Annotated in this window: 22 protein-coding genes; 12 read left to right on the top strand and 10 right to left on the bottom strand. The window is 36.3% G+C overall.

Features of this window, described 5'->3' with window-relative positions:
• Positions 1–210: transposase (locus FTU05_RS12050; protein WP_180165448.1), on the bottom strand; the 210-nt coding region annotated here is incomplete at its 3' end.
• Between the two features lie 41 nt (positions 211–251).
• Between FTU05_RS12050 and FTU05_RS12045 the strand changes: the two genes are divergently transcribed.
• Entirely contained in the window at positions 252–518 is a 267-nt protein-coding gene (locus tag FTU05_RS12045) for a hypothetical protein (protein ID WP_180036251.1), read from the top strand.
• Complete coding sequence (locus FTU05_RS12040) at positions 512–1,138, top strand: hypothetical protein (protein ID WP_180112650.1); 627 nt, start codon at positions 512–514, stop codon at positions 1,136–1,138. Before FTU05_RS12045 ends, FTU05_RS12040 begins: the two co-directional genes overlap by 7 nt.
• 235 nt (positions 1,139–1,373) lie before the next feature.
• On the opposite strand, the gene FTU05_RS12035 is transcribed toward FTU05_RS12040, so the two are convergent.
• From FTU05_RS12035 to FTU05_RS12025, 3 genes are all read right to left on the bottom strand, one after another.
• Positions 1,374–1,664 carry an addiction module antidote protein gene (locus tag FTU05_RS12035; protein WP_070155664.1) on the bottom strand — a complete coding sequence of 97 codons (291 nt, stop codon included), beginning with the start codon at positions 1,662–1,664 and terminating at the stop codon, positions 1,374–1,376.
• 1 nt (position 1,665) lies between these two features.
• The gene (locus tag FTU05_RS12030) at positions 1,666–1,962 is read right to left on the bottom strand and encodes a type II toxin-antitoxin system RelE/ParE family toxin (RefSeq protein WP_004647749.1); all 297 of its coding nucleotides are present in this window, start codon (positions 1,960–1,962) and stop codon (positions 1,666–1,668) included.
• A 97-nt stretch (positions 1,963–2,059) separates the two neighbouring features.
• Positions 2,060–2,581 (bottom strand): hypothetical protein, encoded by a 522-nt coding sequence (locus FTU05_RS12025; RefSeq protein WP_180105732.1) that lies wholly within the window; start codon positions 2,579–2,581, stop codon positions 2,060–2,062.
• Between the two features lie 172 nt (positions 2,582–2,753).
• Here FTU05_RS12025 and FTU05_RS12020 point away from each other — a divergent pair, with 172 nt between their 5' ends.
• The gene (locus FTU05_RS12020; RefSeq protein WP_180165452.1) at positions 2,754–4,079 is read left to right on the top strand and encodes an ISNCY family transposase; all 1,326 of its coding nucleotides are present in this window, start codon (positions 2,754–2,756) and stop codon (positions 4,077–4,079) included.
• A gap of 501 nt (positions 4,080–4,580) precedes the next feature.
• Here the strand turns inward: FTU05_RS12020 and FTU05_RS12015 are convergent.
• Entirely contained in the window at positions 4,581–4,895 is a 315-nt protein-coding gene (locus tag FTU05_RS12015; protein WP_058971764.1) for a hypothetical protein, read from the bottom strand.
• A 138-nt stretch (positions 4,896–5,033) separates the two neighbouring features.
• Positions 5,034–5,294, bottom strand: a complete 261-nt coding sequence (locus FTU05_RS12010) for a hypothetical protein (protein WP_068976015.1) — start codon at positions 5,292–5,294, stop codon at positions 5,034–5,036.
• A gap of 166 nt (positions 5,295–5,460) precedes the next feature.
• Here FTU05_RS12010 and FTU05_RS12005 point away from each other — a divergent pair, with 166 nt between their 5' ends.
• The 5 genes from FTU05_RS12005 to FTU05_RS11985 all read left to right on the top strand — a co-directional run bounded on the left by FTU05_RS12005 (position 5,461) and on the right by FTU05_RS11985 (position 7,090).
• Positions 5,461–5,781 (top strand): type II toxin-antitoxin system RelE/ParE family toxin, encoded by a 321-nt coding sequence (locus FTU05_RS12005; RefSeq protein ID WP_058971762.1) that lies wholly within the window; start codon positions 5,461–5,463, stop codon positions 5,779–5,781.
• A complete protein-coding gene (nadS, locus tag FTU05_RS12000) occupies positions 5,774–6,046 on the top strand; it encodes a NadS family protein (RefSeq protein WP_000369781.1) in 273 nt (90 codons plus the stop codon). The genes FTU05_RS12005 and nadS overlap by 8 nt, the downstream gene beginning before the upstream one ends.
• A gap of 96 nt (positions 6,047–6,142) precedes the next feature.
• Positions 6,143–6,478, top strand: coding sequence for a hypothetical protein (locus tag FTU05_RS11995; protein ID WP_179997550.1), 336 nt, complete (start codon positions 6,143–6,145; stop codon positions 6,476–6,478).
• A gap of 49 nt (positions 6,479–6,527) precedes the next feature.
• The gene (locus FTU05_RS11990) at positions 6,528–6,707 is read left to right on the top strand and encodes a hypothetical protein (RefSeq protein WP_001231652.1); all 180 of its coding nucleotides are present in this window, start codon (positions 6,528–6,530) and stop codon (positions 6,705–6,707) included.
• Complete coding sequence (locus FTU05_RS11985) at positions 6,704–7,090, top strand: type II toxin-antitoxin system death-on-curing family toxin (RefSeq protein ID WP_000053135.1); 387 nt, start codon at positions 6,704–6,706, stop codon at positions 7,088–7,090. Before FTU05_RS11990 ends, FTU05_RS11985 begins: the two co-directional genes overlap by 4 nt.
• A gap of 1 nt (position 7,091) precedes the next feature.
• On the opposite strand, the gene FTU05_RS11980 is transcribed toward FTU05_RS11985, so the two are convergent.
• Complete coding sequence (locus tag FTU05_RS11980; protein WP_000755487.1) at positions 7,092–7,643, bottom strand: macro domain-containing protein; 552 nt, start codon at positions 7,641–7,643, stop codon at positions 7,092–7,094.
• 5 nt (positions 7,644–7,648) lie between these two features.
• Positions 7,649–8,332, bottom strand: coding sequence for a hypothetical protein (locus FTU05_RS11975; protein WP_180165450.1), 684 nt, complete (start codon positions 8,330–8,332; stop codon positions 7,649–7,651).
• A 1,083-nt stretch (positions 8,333–9,415) separates the two neighbouring features.
• Between FTU05_RS11975 and FTU05_RS11970 the strand changes: the two genes are divergently transcribed.
• From FTU05_RS11970 to FTU05_RS11955, 4 genes are all read left to right on the top strand, one after another.
• Positions 9,416–9,694 (top strand): metalloregulator ArsR/SmtB family transcription factor, encoded by a 279-nt coding sequence (locus FTU05_RS11970; protein WP_004871185.1) that lies wholly within the window; start codon positions 9,416–9,418, stop codon positions 9,692–9,694.
• 10 nt (positions 9,695–9,704) lie between these two features.
• Complete coding sequence (locus FTU05_RS11965; protein WP_180056120.1) at positions 9,705–10,724, top strand: permease; 1,020 nt, start codon at positions 9,705–9,707, stop codon at positions 10,722–10,724.
• Positions 10,725–10,748: 24 nt separating this feature from the next.
• Entirely contained in the window at positions 10,749–10,988 is a 240-nt protein-coding gene (locus tag FTU05_RS11960; protein ID WP_004871187.1) for a thioredoxin family protein, read from the top strand.
• 86 nt (positions 10,989–11,074) lie between these two features.
• Positions 11,075–12,136, top strand: a complete 1,062-nt coding sequence (locus tag FTU05_RS11955; RefSeq protein WP_020846547.1) for an ArsO family NAD(P)H-dependent flavin-containing monooxygenase — start codon at positions 11,075–11,077, stop codon at positions 12,134–12,136.
• A 396-nt stretch (positions 12,137–12,532) separates the two neighbouring features.
• Here FTU05_RS11955 and FTU05_RS11950 read toward each other — a convergent pair whose 3' ends face one another.
• Together FTU05_RS11950 and FTU05_RS11945 are read right to left on the bottom strand one after the other, a co-directional pair.
• The gene (locus tag FTU05_RS11950; RefSeq protein ID WP_180136112.1) at positions 12,533–12,814 is read right to left on the bottom strand and encodes an addiction module antidote protein; all 282 of its coding nucleotides are present in this window, start codon (positions 12,812–12,814) and stop codon (positions 12,533–12,535) included.
• On the bottom strand, positions 12,815–13,117 hold the full coding sequence (locus FTU05_RS11945; protein WP_180165446.1) for a type II toxin-antitoxin system RelE/ParE family toxin: 303 nt from the start codon (positions 13,115–13,117) through the stop codon (positions 12,815–12,817).
• Between the last annotated feature and the right edge of the window lie 106 nt (positions 13,118–13,223).

Raw genomic sequence — 13,223 nt, 5'->3', positions numbered from 1 at the left:
TAAAGATAGACGGAATAAGGATTTAATCATTAAGCAGCATTGGATAGCTGCGTCGGAGTAGGTTTGATTTCGCCCTTGTTTGCCTTTTGATGGAGCATACCATTGCGTAGCAGGATCAAACCAAATGGCAATATTTCCGCGACTCATGAGTGCTCGGTTATATGCGGGCCAATTGGTTGTGCGATAGATTTTGTGTATAGGCTTCTTCATTTGAAAATTATATCGCTGAAAAAGCCTTTACAGATAGGTTTGTGCAACAAAGCCCATGTGCAGAAACAATGCTTGAAATATTAAGACCTTATATACCTGAATTACCAATAGGGAAAGGGAAAACGGGAACGTATTATGTATATATTAGAGCAGTTACTCCTTACTGGCTTTTTGATGACTTTAAAAAAGCAGGAACACCATATAAAGTATTTCCAACAGATCCAAGTAAATATACGAAAGAAGATCCTAAAAAATTAATTAAAGAGTATGTTCCTGCAATGAATGATTTGGATTATATAAAATGGTAACTAAACATGCTTTATTGATATTATGTGTTTTTGCACTAATGGGTTGTCATGAAAAAGATAATCCTGCTGAGAACCATCAGAAGATAAATATTATTCCTAAAATTGAGAAACTTGTTATGACAAATGATGAATATGATAAAGAATATTTTGGATCTCTAAGAGATTGGATATCAGAAAATGATTTTTTGAAAATATCTGAGTATGTTATAAAAAAAGCAAAAGAAAATAATTTTCAGGATATTGATCCTGTTTTAGGAAAAAAAGAAAAAATGTATAGCAAGGATTTTAGCGATCCTTATATGTCTTATCATTATATTAATATTCCTAATTTATCTCAAACGGAAGTTTATTTGAAATATAAAAAAGATAATAATAAATTAACTTATATTTCTTTATCCTCTGGTGGACCAGTAAGCTTTATTTTGAAAAATTCAGATATAAATGTATTAAATGAATTAAAATTAAAACTATTGAAAAAAGAAAAGCTTAGTTACTCAAATCAACTAGCGGAATATCAACTGAGTGACGGAACTTTAAAGTATCAGGTAGTAGCAAAAAATACCCTAGATGATACAAGCTTACCTAAAGAATTCTATAGCTTTGATATATATATAGAATAGTTGAAAATAAAGTTTTGAGACTGTTCTAAATTTTGTGTAAATGCTTAATTTTAATTTATCATTAAAAGAATAATTACAAAAGGTACTTCACATAGAAAACAATATAAAGTCATTCGTAATTAAGTTGATTATTTTCAGTGGTTCTAAAGATTTCCTAAAATTAACATAATACACCTTATACGAAATAAAAAAATGGGAGCTTTAATCTCCCATTTTTATTATATTTTTTAATATTTTAGGCGTGTTGTACTGTGAGTTTTAAGCCTAAAGCATTCACTACACGATTAATCGTATCAAAACGTGGTGCTGAATCCTGACGTAGGGCTTTGTAAAGTGCTTCACGTCCAATCCCTGCTTCTTTAGCGATTTGAGTCATGCCACGAGCTTTAGCAATTACGCCAAGGGCATGAGCTAATTCAGCTGGATCATTTTCTTCAAGAACTATGTTGAGATACATCACAATGTCTTCTTCAGTTTTGAGTGACTCAGCCATATCAAAACTTGGTAAATCAGCGACTTTAACCATTTTAATCCTCCAATGTTTTCGATAATTTGACTGCACGATCGATGTCTTGTTGTTGAGTTGATTTATCTCCTCCACCAAGCATTACAATCACTACGTCACCATGTTGGATGTAATACATCCTCCATCCGGAACCGAAGAATTCTCTCATTTCCCAAACGCCATCCTGGAGAGGTTTAATATCTCCCCAATTTCCACGTTGAACCTTATCTAATCGACGATTCAGGCGGATACGAGTCATATTGTCTTTAATGCCATCTAACCATTCATCAAATTCTGGCAGACGTTTAATTTCAATCATGAGTATTCCTTCTCTTCTCACCATATTGTATTCGATCGAATACAATATGCAAGTAATCTATACGAACATCCATTAATTTCGTATAACAGCCATTATGTTAAATCCCCTCATTCCAAGCTTTATCTAAACTTTTCAAATTATTGTATGCTTCTTCAAAATTATTTAATTTAAATGTTAAAACAGGAGATGAAAAAGGTTTTTCCCAAACTACGGATGTTACAAGGTCATGCATATTGTCCCATGCTACCCCAAATCGAATCCATTGAACCTCTGATTCAGTCACGATCTGTTCAATCATAATTACATTACAGACAAGATCTAAATCATCAGGACAAATTAAAATTGGTATGACAGTTGATACTGCACCATATTCAGAAGTTTCGGGTTTTAATAGTTTCCATGCATTACTCAAAGGAACGCTATTTTCAAAGTCATATAGCCAACCCTGTGCTGGAACGGAAGATTTTGCATCTTTAAAACTAGTGTTTTTACTTATCCATATATTTAATGGAAGCCCATCAATAGCAAAAATAGGAAATGGTTTAGTGTTTCCACTTCCATCCTGAATACATCCTTTGATAGGGTGTTCATTTAATAATGTTGCTGAAATTAAGTTCATATATTTTTTAAATACTTTAAAGATTTCCTAAAATTAACATAATAGAGCTTATACGAAACAAGCTTTGTAAGCCCCAAGTAGAAATGTCCGGTTTCTCCAAAGTAAAAATGTCCGCTTTTAGAATATGCACTTTTGCAATTTTCTTAGCGGACGGTTTGATATGTTGGTGTCTATGTCGGATAAAGAACTTAAACGATTGTCGGTCTTGCAAGAAATCTGTGATCAACGCATAACCCAGTCCCAAGCTGCTCAGCTACTTCATATTTCAGAACGTCAGATCAGACGTTTATTGCAGAAATACAAAGCTCAAGGCCCAGCTGCATTAGCACATGCTGCACGTGGCCAAATCAGCAATTCCAGGCTTCCTGAAGAGCTCAGACTCAAGTGCCTCAATATTGTTTCGGATCAACTGCATGGTTTTGGACCCACTTTAGCGCATGAAAAGCTCACCACTGTTCATGGATTCGATATTTCAGTGGAAACACTGCGTTCCTGGATGATTGCAGCCGATCTGTGGATTCCTCGCGCCAAGCGCCTGAAACGCCCGTATCAGCCTCGTTATAACCGAGATTGTTATGGTGAACTGATTCAAATCGATGGCTCACATCATGACTGGTTTGAAGGACGCGCTGCTAAGTGCTGTCTGCTGGTATTTATCGATGATGCCACAGGAAAATTACAGCATTTACGCTTCTGTGAGTCGGAATCAGCATTTGACTATATGATTTCAACACGTTTGTATGTTGAGCAGCATGGTAAGCCGTTGGCGTTTTACAGTGATAAACATTCAGTCTTCAGGGTGAATCAAAGCAGCAAGAAAGACACCAAGATTACCCAGTTTGGACGCGTACTCAGTACCCTCAATATCGATATCATCTTCGCCAATTCACCACAAGCCAAAGGCCGTGTAGAACGGGCGAATAGAACGCTTCAGGACCGTCTGATTAAAGAAATGCGCCTGGAAGGCATCTGTTCGATTGAGCAAGCGAATGCCTGGCTGCCCTGCTTTATCGAGCAATTTAATCGTAAATTTGCCAATATGGCCTTTAATCCCAAGGATCTACACCAGACTGTCACTGAAACAGCCGAAGAGTTAGATGATGTTTTTACCTGGCGTGAACCCCGCAGAGTCACGAACAGCCTGACGATTACTTATGATAAATGCGTATATTTACTGGAAAATACCGAAGAAAATAAAAGGTTGATCGGCAAGTATCTTGAGTTTCTGGAATACCCGGATGGCACGGTAGCCATTGAACATCAAGGAAGAAAAATCAATTACAGCATCTTCGATAAATTAAGTCAGCTCAACCAGCGAGAGGTTGTTGAGAATAAACGTTTAGGTGCTGTTCTCAATCATATTCAACAACAGCACGAAGAATTAGAACAGCAAAACAAACGCAATCGTTCTCAAAAGATGCCGAGCAGACGTGCACAGAAAACAGTAATCAAAGAACGAAATCTGAATCCTGTGCTTGACTTGGAAGTGTCTGTATAGGACATTTCTATTTGGTTATTAGGTAGGACATTTCTACTTAGGAATAACAAAGCTTTTTAAAATATCCTTGTTTTTCATAAAGTTAAAAAATTTTCATCCCCCTAAAAAACAACAAAAAACCGACTTGGAAACAAGTCGGTTTCTTTTTAAGCAAAACTGTAACTTTTAGCCAATAAAATTGATCAAAAAATATTCATTTTTGCGTTTTTTCTTGATTTCTTAAGGGTCACAGTTCAGAAATAATCCCCAATTTCTGCGGACAACTCTCGGGATAAAAATCCACCAATTGTGTACGCCTGAGCGCACATGAATTTAGGGGTTTTGCGGATATTCACAATCCCTTGTATTCAATATCATGAAGTCATAAGAGAACAGGACGTTCCGCAGAATAAAAATAAATAATCGCACAAGGATCGGCGGCACGACAGGAGTCAAGCCAAGCGAACCAATACGAAAAAGCCCGACAGGATGTCGGGCTTTTTTATTGCCTGCATTTAAGATCTAATCAGTCTTAGCCAATTCATTTTGGTTGATAAGTTTAATCAGCGCATTTTGAACAAACTCATCAAGTTCAATCCCTTTTTCTTTTATGATGGTTTCTATCTTTGCTAGCGTTTCACTTTCTAATTCGAACTCGATTTCTGCTGATGTTTCCATGAGTAAATCATAGTTATTTTCGACCATCTTTTTAAAGGTTTCTTCTAGATCTTTTGTTGATGGAATATTGAAAGATAAGCGTAATGAGCTATTGATAATTTCAACATGGGTATACCCTAAATATTCAGTACTTTTTCCTACAAATCCTAAGTGCTTCATAAAAAACCTTCAATAAATATAGTAAAGAGCTGTCTAAATTAAGCCAGACTCTCTTTTACAAATTTTAGATCAGCAATAAATAACCGAATAACGCCCATTATGTTAATTTTAGAAAGTCTTCAAGCTCACCTTAAAGAATTAACCTACTAGAGGATGCTCTTTCATTAAATTCTGTATGTCATTTGGGTCATAACAACCACATAAGCCTAGAAGCACTACGTCTGATATCTCATCAATACAACAACCTGAAACGATTTGCATACGTTGATTTTTGTCATATCCAAAAACTGTATATGTCAAATCTTCATCATCAAAATGATCTTTACAGATTGAACAGCAATCAGGGTATTTCTTCAAAACCTTATCAATATCTTTTTGCTGAGTAACAGTAACGCTCATATAACAACTCAAATAACTTTTCTTGGCCATAATTTTACATCTATATTTTTCTGAATATCCTTTTATTTAGCATGATGGGCATTATTCGGAATGAGAGCGGACAACTCTCGTTTTTTGTTATGGAAACTGCTAAAATACAAGTACGCCATTGACGTACAAAGAGTCCATGTTATTTATTGAAACCAGCATCTTTACCAAGCAAATTAAAGACCTTGTATCTGATGAGGAATATCGTCAACTTCAGGAAGATCTTTTGGTACAGCCTGATAGAGGTGATCTAATCAAGAATGGCGGTGGTATTCGCAAAGTACGTTGTGCTCAAGGTAACAAAGGAAAAAGTGGTGGCATTCGGGTGATTTATTATTGGGTCACCGAGGATGATCAGATATTTTTCTTAGTGGCTTATCCAAAATCAGTGAAAGATAATTTAACAGATAAGGAAACAGCCATTCTGCGCCAACTCGTGAAGGAGCAATTTCATGGATAACAACTTATTTGATGACTTGGTTGCTTCAATCAAAGAAGCTGGAGCTATCAAACGTAAAGAAGTTAAAGCAAGTCGAGTTACAGAACTCGAACTACCAGATATTAAAGAAGTACGTGAAAAAACAGGCTTGAGCCAAAATGAGTTTGCTGCACGTCTGCATATTAGTCCTCGTACCCTGCAAAATTGGGAACAGGGACGACGCTATCCAACTGGACCAGCAGCTACATTGATTCGAATTTTAGATGCTCATCCAAGTCTTATTTAAAAAATTACTTAAAAAATGGGAGCTTAAGGCTCCCATTTTTAGATTCGTATAACGTGTATTATGTTAATTTTAGGGAAATTAATCAGTTGATGAAAAATGAAAATAGGAATCTTTTGGTTTTTGCAAAAGCAAGTTATCGGCATAGCTCATCCATTCAATTTAAATGATGCAGATTCAATAGGCTTAATTGATAGTCCATATACACATGTCGATTATTGGAAAAATATGCAAAGTGTATACCCAGAACTACGTCATTATGAATATGAACAGATTCCAAGGGGTAGGGTAATTTTCGACACAAATAAAGGAAAAGCAATCGTGTATATGGACAAAAAATTATTTAACACAGTAACAGCCACTAAAATTTATGATTTCTTTGATATAGATTCAGAAAATGCTATTCCAAGAAAAGATCCTCACTATCGTACTTAATTGTTTAATTTAGGCTAAAATGAAATTCTCTTTTAATAGGGGTATGAAGATGAGAAAGCGTTTAAAAGACTATAGCCTTGATCAAATTTCAAATCGTGAAAAGGTTTCGGGTCAAGTATTACCAATCCAATTTAGCAATGACGAAGCGACTAAACGTGTTGTGATGCATAGTGCAAAACGAGTCATTAATCAGCATAAAGCTGAAATCCAAGAGCTTGCTTATAAATGAGTTTGATTAGCTCAACATTCGTCATTGCTGTGCATGATGAGATCCTATTACAAACTGGCGTAGGGCGAATAGGCTGTCATATTGAAAAGCTAGAAAGCGTATTAAGCCGTATAGATCAGCAAATGTATTACAGTAATGTAAGCGACATTTTTGAGATCGCAGCATGGTTTGGTATAGCTATCTCAAAAGGTCATGCTTTTGTTGATGGTAATAAAAGAACTGGTTTAGCTGTAATGCTGACTTATCTCGAAATTCAAGGTGTTACCATTCAGGAACAAACAGGTTTAGATGATTTGATGGTCGATATTGTTGAATCACAAGAAGAACATGAATTATTAGCCAAAATTGTGGCTGAATTCTTATACGAGCTTTCGATAATTTAAACTAAGAAATCAGAATCTGAATATTTGGATCATCGATATTCGATAAAAGATTCTTATAAATTAAATAATTTTCATCCTCTCGGCAGATAAAAAATACTTCTGCAACATGATCATATTGAGGCAACATAGAGAGTATGGTGCCAATCGCAATTTCAGCAGCCTTTTGAGGTGGAAAACCATAAACACCTGTACTAATACATGGAAAAGAAACAGTGAGTGCATGAATTTCATTAGCTTTGAATAGTGCATTACTATAAGCATCACAAAGCAATTGTGGCTCATTGTGTTCGCCATCTAACCATCGTGGTCCAACCGCATGAATAAGGTATTTAGCAGGCAGATTACCTGCTGTTGTTACTTCTGCTTGACCTGTAGGGCATCCACCTTTTTCTTGATTTAGACGAACACATTCTTCTTTCATCAATGGTCCAGCTTTTTTATGAATCACATAATCAAGTCCCCCACCACCAAGCAAAGATTTATTTGCTGAGTTAACGATGGCATGTACAGCAAAAGCTGTTATATCTGCTTGGATGAGATGGACTTTTTTCATAAATTTTATGCAATACCGCGATCTTTTTTAAATTGAGAAATAATAGGATTTAATTCAGATCCACAGAATTCAATATACTCATTTGTAATTCCACGACCACTAGAAGGATGTGGCAACCCAACTACAGTGCAGTTTTCAAATTTATTGATATAAGCCAATGAGCCATGATAATCAGGCATTCTTAATGTTTGCAATTTTTCAATTTCATTGCCCATAATTGGAGTGAATTTATCCCTTACTTTATAAAATTTTAGTACCTTAGTTAAAAGCTCACTTCCCATAAACAGAATTACTTTAGGTCTAAGTTCTTCTATATGTGCTATAAAATTATCAACATTTTCATCTTGTTTGTATAAAGGAATTGCAGAACGAGATTTTTTTGATTCTACAGCCCAATTAGTTTGTACAATCATTTTGTCGAAAGCATCGCCTAAGCCTTCCTCATTTAGAGGATGCCCCCACATAGAAAACCAAGTTCTAATTCTTTTATCGTATTTAATCCATGTCTTAGCAACATCACCATATCGCAATGATTTATTAGAAAAGGTACATTCTTTAGTCATATCTATTATAACTTCTTGCCCCTTACTTTGTGATTCTTCACCCCATTCATAACCACAAATCATTAATCCGTTTTTATCATTAAAGCCTGCGAAAATTGAATTTGCTAAATTTAGACTTTTTCCCACTTTATCTTCTCTGATACTTTTAAGACTCAAATTATCACATATATTTCATATAAATCATTTATATGGAAAGTTTTTTATAGATATAAAAATACACTTAACATAAAATCTCTTATACGAAATCCAGATTCAAGACATAAAAAAGCCCAACATCCTGTTGGGCTTTTTCGTATTGGTTCGCTCGGTATAACTCCTGTCGTACCTTACAGTCCTTGTGCGTATCTATGTTCTTATTATTGTGTGGAACTTCCTGTTCCTGATGAATCCATCATAGGAAATTGCAGCCAGATCGTATAGGCGCAAAGGGCCGGAATTGGTGTGAGCCAAAGCGTACAAAATTGGTGGATTTTTATCCCAAGAGTTGTCCGCAGAAATTGGGGATAATTTAAGCCAGCGCTGTCTTGATAACGCAGAGAAAAATGACAAATTGATTAAATATTGATCAATTTTATTGGCAAGAAGTATCAAAATTGCTCGAAAAGAAACCGACTTGTTTCCAAGTCGGTTTTTTGTTGTTTTTCAGGGGGGGTGAAAAAATTTTTAACTATATGAAAAACAATGATATTTCAAAAAGCATTTCGTATAAGCTCTATTATGTTAAATAGAATCCTATTTAGTTGAATATTCATGCTTATAAGTGGTGTGTAAATCTTAAGTGAGAAAATCACTTTTATTTCAGCACACGTCAGATGCCGTGATCGCAGAAATTACCGAATTTTTGCATCATCATTTTGATCTCAATCATGTGACTGTACAGCTAGAATCAATCGATTATGCTGAACATTGTGAGATGAACCATAAATATCATGTTTCATAGACATCTGACATTTAGTAGTACGTGAAGAAACCCTATATTTTGTATCGTCCATCCTAAGTGGTTTTAGATATTCCTTTGGCACAGTTAGGTACTTTTTTTAAAGAAGATGGAAAATTCATTATTGGGGAAAATGGTAAGTATTTAAAATAAAAACATAATTTATTGTGAAGGCCCTGAAAAATGGTTTTTTTTATTTCCCATGTCACATTGACAATAATCAATATGATTTACATACTGGTTACATTAGAGCCATTTAAGGATAGTGTAGATTGAACAATCTTCAGGCCTGTAATTTATATAAAGCTTTAACCGATGAAACGCGGGTTAAAATTTTACAAACACTGCATTCAGGTGAATGTTGTGCCTGTGAACTATTGAAAAATTTATCAATTACGCAATCTACGCTCTCCCATCATATGAAGTGTCTGACTGAATTAGGTCTAGTCAAGGGAAGAAAAGATGGACGCTGGATGCGTTATTCACTAAATATCCCTTGTACCGAACAGCTCTATTCATTCACTAAAACACTTTTAGTCGGCCAAGGTTAGGGGGATTTAAATGGACAGTATTATTGCAATCTTTGCATGGTTAAATAGCGTCCTGTTGAAAATGACATGGCTATCAGATGGAGTTGCCTGGTTCGTTGAAAATATCTTAGGTTTATCGATTGCCACGCAAGTCGGTGGCAGCGTGCATTTTTTTATCTATGATGTCATTAAAATTTTTATACTTTTAAGTGTCCTGATCTATTCACTGTCGTATATCCAGAGCTATTTCCCTCCAGAACGAACCCGACAAATTCTGGGACGCATGAAAGGGATTAAAGCCAATATCATGGGTGCCTTACTGGGAACCATTACCCCATTTTGTTCATGTTCATCTATTCCTATCTTTATTGGTTTTACTCGGGCCGGTTTACCTGTCGGCGTAACATTCTCTTTTTTGATTTCCTCTCCTTTGGTCGATTTAGCTTCCATTATTTTACTCGCGAGTATCTTCAACTGGAAAATTGCCATGATCTACGTGGTACTTGGTCTGATTCTGGCAGTCCTAGGTGGTTCACTCATCAGCTTTTTCAAAATGGAAAGGTATGTCGCTGAATTTGTAACGCACAATAATGCGGTGCAAGATGATGAAAATTTTAAAATGTCCGCGAAAGAGCGTCGCGAATTTGCCTGGGAGCAGGTGGTCGAAATCTTCCGGAAAGTTTGGATCTATGTCTTGATCGGTGTCGGTATTGGTGCTGCGATTCATAACTGGATTCCAACGCAGTGGATTACTGCCTTATTAGGGCAAGACCATTGGTATTCAGTGCTTGTTGCGACTGTGGTCGGCATGCCGATGTACGCAGATATATTTGGATCTTTACCTATCGCAGAAGCATTGGTAGCTAAAGGTGTGGGCTTAGGTACAGTTTTGGCCTTTATGATGGCGGTGACAGCGCTTTCTCTGCCATCGTTAATTTTGTTAAAACAGGTCGTGAAGAAACAATTGCTCAGCCTTTTTGTCGCGATTGTTTTTGTTGGTGTTTTAATCATTGGATATAGTCTAAATTTAGTTGGTCAGTTCTTTATATAAAAAAGCAGTCTCAGGAGATTAGAAATGCAGATTAAAGTTATGGGTACAGGTTGTCATAAATGTAAGGCTTTACTAGCAGCGACAGAAGAAGCAGTGAAAAGCAGTGGGGTACAAGCTGAAATTGAGTATGTCACGGACATAATTAAGATTGCTGAAACAGGTTTGATGAGTACGCCTGGTCTAGTCATTAATGATAAAATTGTCTCAAGCGGTAAAGTATTAGAAGCTCCAGCAATAGCTGAGTTAATTGAAAAAAATAAGTAAATTGAGTTATTGAAATTTAATATAAAAAACCAGTTGCTCCGGCAACTGGTTTTTTATATTAAAGAAAAATGAAAGGGGAAAGGGCTTTGAATCATAAACAGAATGAAACGGATGTGATCATTATCGGTGGTGGGCAGGCTGCTTTATCTACGGCTTATTTTTTAAAGCGAAAAAAAATACCATTCATTATTTTAGATGATCAAAATCAAGCAGGTGGAGCCTGGTTACATGCCTGGAATTCTTTGCGTCTATTTTCACCGAATAGCTGGAGTTCCTTACCAGGTTGGGTTATGCCGAATACAGAACAAACGTATCCGACCAAGAAAGAAGTTATTGAATACTTGCAGCAATATGAGCAGCGTTACCACTTTCCGATTATTCGTCCTATATATGTTGATCACGTCAAAAGCGAAGGAGAGGCATTGAGTGTGCATGCAGGTGAACAGTTATGGAAAGCCAAGGCTGTAGTCAGTGCAACGGGCACCTGGAGTCATCCTTATATCCCATCTTACCCGGGCCAAGAAAATTTTAAAGGGCTGAAATTACACTCCGCCCATTATCAAAATGCAGAACCGTTTAAAGATAAGCACGTCATGATTATCGGTGGTGGAAATTCCGGAGCACAAATTTTGGCTGAAGTTTCCCAAGTGGCAGACACTCTTTGGATCACGCCAACACCTCCTCAATTTTTAGCAGATGATGTTGATGGCCGTATACTATTTTTACGTGCGACAGAGCGTTTAAAGGCAAAATTAGAAGGCGGCACAATAGATCAGCCTGTTGGCGGTCTAGGTGATATTGTCATGATTGATTCAGTCAAAGATGCACGTTCACGAGGAGTTTTACATAGTGAGCGCCCGTTTTCGGCTTTTACAGAAGATGGCGTGATTTGGGAAGATGGATCTTTTCAACAGGTTGATGCAGTGATTTGGTGTACTGGATTTAAAGCGACTTTAGACCATTTAAAGCCACTTGGAATAGTAGAGGAAAATAATACGATACTGGTTGAAGGAACAAGATCAGTAAAACAACCCAACCTATGGTTAGTAGGATATGGTGAATGGACTGGACCTGGTTCAGCAACGCTGGTGGGTGTTTCAAGGACCGCGAGAACAACTGCTGAGGAAATTTCCGAATTTCTGGATTAAAATTTTGACCTATTTGTCTTGAGCAAGAAATAGCACAACAAATGGCAAATAAAACTCGTTATTTGGGTGCTATTTTTGTGGGCAAAATAAAAAGTTAAAAAATCAGTAGAAACCCGGCTTGGAAACAAGTCGGTTTTTTGGGTTTTCGCCACCGATTTTTTATAACATAACCTTTTGAAATATAACACTATTTATTTTGATGCGAAGTATGATTTTAATTTCCTGTTGGAAAGCCATGAGACATCCATTGTATGCCCCATAAAATAATTAGAATTAAAATTACGAAAAAGATAATTTCTAATTTTTTCATTTTTAAAGTTCTACTAAAATTAACATAATACACCTTATACGAAATTAAAAAATGGAGCCTAAAGCTCCATTTTTTAATAACTTTTTTTAAATTGCTAAGCGTAAATTCAGTGCTTTTACAACTTTAATCACAGTATCAAAACTAGGGTTAACATCACCAGAAAGTGCTTTATAAAGACTTTCTCGGCCTAAGCCTGTATCTCGTGATAATTGAGCCATTCCTTTAGCTTTTGCAATGTTACCTAAAGCCTTTGCAATGAATGCGGCATCGCCATTAGATTCTTCAATACATGCTTGTAAGTAAGCCTGCATATCATTCTCTGTTTTAAGATGCTCAGCACTGTCCCATTTGCGAAGTTTAATAGCCATTTATAGCTCCTCCTCTAAATCTTGTGCCAATTGCAGGGCAAGTTTTATATCTTTACTTTGCGTAGACTTATCTCCGCCTGCTAAAAGAATAACAACCCTTTGCCCTTGCTTGCAGTAATAAATCCTATAGCCTGGCCCAAAGAAGAAACGTAATTCAGAAACACCTTCACCGACCGGCTCAGTATCTCCAAAGTTTCCATCTTCAACCCGATCAATTCGGACTTGTATGCGTCTTTTTGCCTGCTGGTCTTTTAACTTGGTGAACCAGTCATCAAAGACTTCAGTGATATATATTGAGTACATAAGTAGAATGTATCCTATAGGATACATTTATGCAAGAAATAAACTTGATATTTGGGGCTCGAAACGGTGAATTTCGTATAACAGCCATTATGTTAAATGGAGAGAA

Source organism: Acinetobacter sp. YH12049, assembly GCF_013419875.1.
Taxonomy (GTDB): domain Bacteria; phylum Pseudomonadota; class Gammaproteobacteria; order Pseudomonadales; family Moraxellaceae; genus Acinetobacter; species Acinetobacter amyesii.
This window is presented reverse-complemented; position numbering and strand designations above follow the sequence as displayed.